A 2,935-nucleotide genomic window follows, 5' to 3' on the forward strand; every position below is an offset into this window, starting at 1 on the left:
CCAGCCACAGCGGCAGGACCACGAGCAGCAGAATCAGGGGAAGGCGGCGGGACATGAAACACTCCGAACAGTCAAAACGGCGCCCAGCATAATCCCCCGCGAACGCTTGGCAAGCGCCAGGCGCAGATATCTGTCATGCAAATGGCGGCAAAGTGTATCGTCCGGCTACTATCACTTCCCAATAAGCCTGTCGCAGGCGTTATTTGTGCCCAACCATGGCACTTCGGCAGCAGCGCGGTGGTCATAGCCTGCGAACCTCATTCGGTACCTTCTTCTAGGGATACAGTCATGCTTCGTTCCTTGCGCTTCGCTGCCCTGTTTGGCGGCCTTATCCTGAGTGCGTCCGCGCTGGCGGTCGACGTCGACCCGGCCACCTATGGCTACCCGTTGACCAACCCCTTCGAAGCCACCATCGCCACCACGCCTCCGGAGTTGCGCCCGGAACTGCCCTCCAACGATGACATCCGCCAGTCTGACCACAGCCTGACGCTGCGTCCGGAACGGGAGTTCATCCTCCCGGACAACTTCTGGGCGGTGAAGAAACTCACCTACCGCATTGCCACCCAGGACCACGCCGCGCCGCTGATCTTCCTGATCGCCGGCACCGGGGCGCGCTATGACAGCAGCCTCAACGAGTACCTGAAGAAGCTCTACTACAAAGCCGGCTACCACGTGGTGCAGCTGTCCTCGCCCACCAGCTTCGACTTCATCAGCGCCGCTTCGCGCTTTGCCACCCCGGGCGTGACCCAGGAAGACGCCGAGGACATGTACCGGGTGATGCAGGCCGTACGGGCGCAGAATCCCAAGCTGCCGATCACCGAGTTCTACCTCACCGGCTACAGTCTTGGCGCGCTGGATGCGGCCTTCGTCAGCAAGCTGGATGAAACCCGGCGCAGCTTCAATTTCAAGAAGGTCCTGCTGCTCAACCCGCCGGTCAATCTCTATACCTCGATCACCAACCTCGACAAGTTGGTGCAGACCGAGGTCAAGGGCATCAACAACAGCACTACCTTCTACGAACTGGTGCTGGGCAAGCTGACCCGCTACTTCCAGCAGAAGGGCTATATCGACCTCAACGACGCCCTGCTCTACGACTTCCAGCAATCCAAGCAGCACCTGACCAACGAGCAGATGGCGATGCTGATCGGCACCTCCTTCCGTTTCTCGGCGGCGGACATTGCCTTCACCTCGGACCTGATCAACCGCCGTGGCCTGATCACCCCACCCAAATACCCGATCCGCGAAGGCACCAGCCTCACGCCGTTTCTCAAGCGTGCCCTGCAATGCGACTTCGACTGCTACCTGACCGAGCAGGTGATCCCCATGTGGCGCGCCCGCACCGATGGCGGCAGCCTGCTGCAACTGATCGACCAGGTCAGCCTCTACGCCCTGCAGGACTACCTCAAGGCCAGCCCGAAGATCGCCGTGATGCACAACGCCGACGACGTGATCCTCGGCCCCGGCGACCTGGGTTTCCTGCGTAAAACCTTTGGTGACCGCCTGACCGTCTACCCCCATGGCGGCCACTGCGGCAACCTCAACTACCGCGTCAACAGCGACGCCATGCTGGAGTTCTTCCGTGGCTAAACATCTCCTGCTTATCGCTGCGTTGCTCTGCGCAGGCTATGCCCAAGCCGACAACAGCAAGGCCAACATCCCCGTCACCCCCGACCCCGATGGCTTCACCGAGCCGTTGAAGAAGCTCAAGTTCAACCCGGGGCTGGACCAGCGCGAGTTCGAGCGCTCGACCTTGAACGCCCTGAATATCTACGACCCGCTGGAGTCGTGGAACCGCCGGGTCTACCACTTCAACTACCGCTTCGACCAATGGGTGTTCCTGCCGGTGGTGGACGGGTACCGCTACGTGACGCCGAGCTTCCTGCGCACCGGGGTCAGCAACTTCTTCAACAACTTGGGCGATGTGCCCAACCTGCTCAACAGCCTGCTGCAGTTCAAGGGCCAGCGCTCCATGGAAACCACCGCGCGCCTGCTGCTCAACACCACCATCGGCGTGGCGGGCCTGTGGGACCCGGCTACCAAGATGGGCCTGCCGCGCCAGAGCGAAGACTTCGGCCAGACCCTGGGCTTCTACGGCGTACCCGGCGGCGCGTACCTGGTGCTGCCGATCCTCGGCCCGTCGAACCTGCGTGATACCGCCGGGCTGGCGGTGGACTACACCGCCGAATCGGCGATCAACTTCCTCAATGTTTCGGAAGCCAGCAGCAACCACCCGGAAATCTGGGTCCTGCGCGGGGTCGACAAGCGCTACCAGACCAGCTTCCGCTATGGCCAGCTGAACTCGCCGTTCGAATACGAGAAAGTGCGCTACGTCTACACCGAGTCGCGCAAGCTGCAGATCGCCGAGTAACCCTGCCTCGCCCCGCCATCCGGCGGGGCGTCCGCTCCCCGTCAAAGCCCCTTCCTCCCCCGCTCGTTGAAAAGCCGATTGGCACACCCTGGCAAAATCGATACGATGCTAATCATTAGCTAGCTATCGATGTGTCTGAAAGATGAAACTGCCGACCTTTTTCCGCGCCGATATCTGGCAAGCCCTCTTCGCCCCTGCCCCTGCCGACCTGCTGTTCGCCGCGCGCAACCTGATTGCCGGCGGCCTGGCCCTGTACCTGGCGTTCCGCCTGGATTTCGAACAACCGCAATGGGCCCTGACCACGGTGTTCATCGTCAGCCAGTCCAGCAGCGGCATGGTCCTGGCCAAGGGCGCCTACCGCCTGCTGGGCACCCTGGTGGGGGCCGTGGTGTCGATATTGCTGATCGCTACCCTGGGCCAGGCGCCCCTGCTGTTCCTGCTGGCCATGGCCCTGTGGCTGGCCTTCTGCACCACCGGCGCCTCGCTGCTGCGCAACCACGCAGCCTACGGTTTCGTACTGGCGGGCTACACCACTGCCATCATCGCCCTGCCCGCCACCGCAGCGCC

The 2,935-nt window shown here is 62.5% G+C and carries 3 protein-coding genes; all 3 read left to right on the top strand.

All coding sequences use genetic code 11. The annotated features are described in order from the left end of the window. Positions 1-288: 288 nt before the first annotated feature. On the top strand, positions 289-1,587 hold the full coding sequence (locus tag F6S12_RS30925; protein ID WP_026020029.1) for a serine/threonine protein kinase: 1,299 nt from the start codon (positions 289-291) through the stop codon (positions 1,585-1,587). Continuing rightward, positions 1,580-2,368, top strand: a complete 789-nt coding sequence (locus F6S12_RS30930) for a VacJ family lipoprotein (RefSeq protein WP_315869781.1) — start codon at positions 1,580-1,582, stop codon at positions 2,366-2,368. Before F6S12_RS30925 ends, F6S12_RS30930 begins: the two co-directional genes overlap by 8 nt. Positions 2,369-2,510: 142 nt before the next feature. Continuing rightward, on the top strand, positions 2,511-2,935 hold a 425-nt coding region (locus F6S12_RS30935), incomplete at its 3' end, for an FUSC family protein (RefSeq protein WP_315869782.1).

Source organism: Pseudomonas sp. JV245A (genome assembly GCF_032424515.1).
Classification (GTDB): domain Bacteria; phylum Pseudomonadota; class Gammaproteobacteria; order Pseudomonadales; family Pseudomonadaceae; genus Aquipseudomonas; species Aquipseudomonas protegens.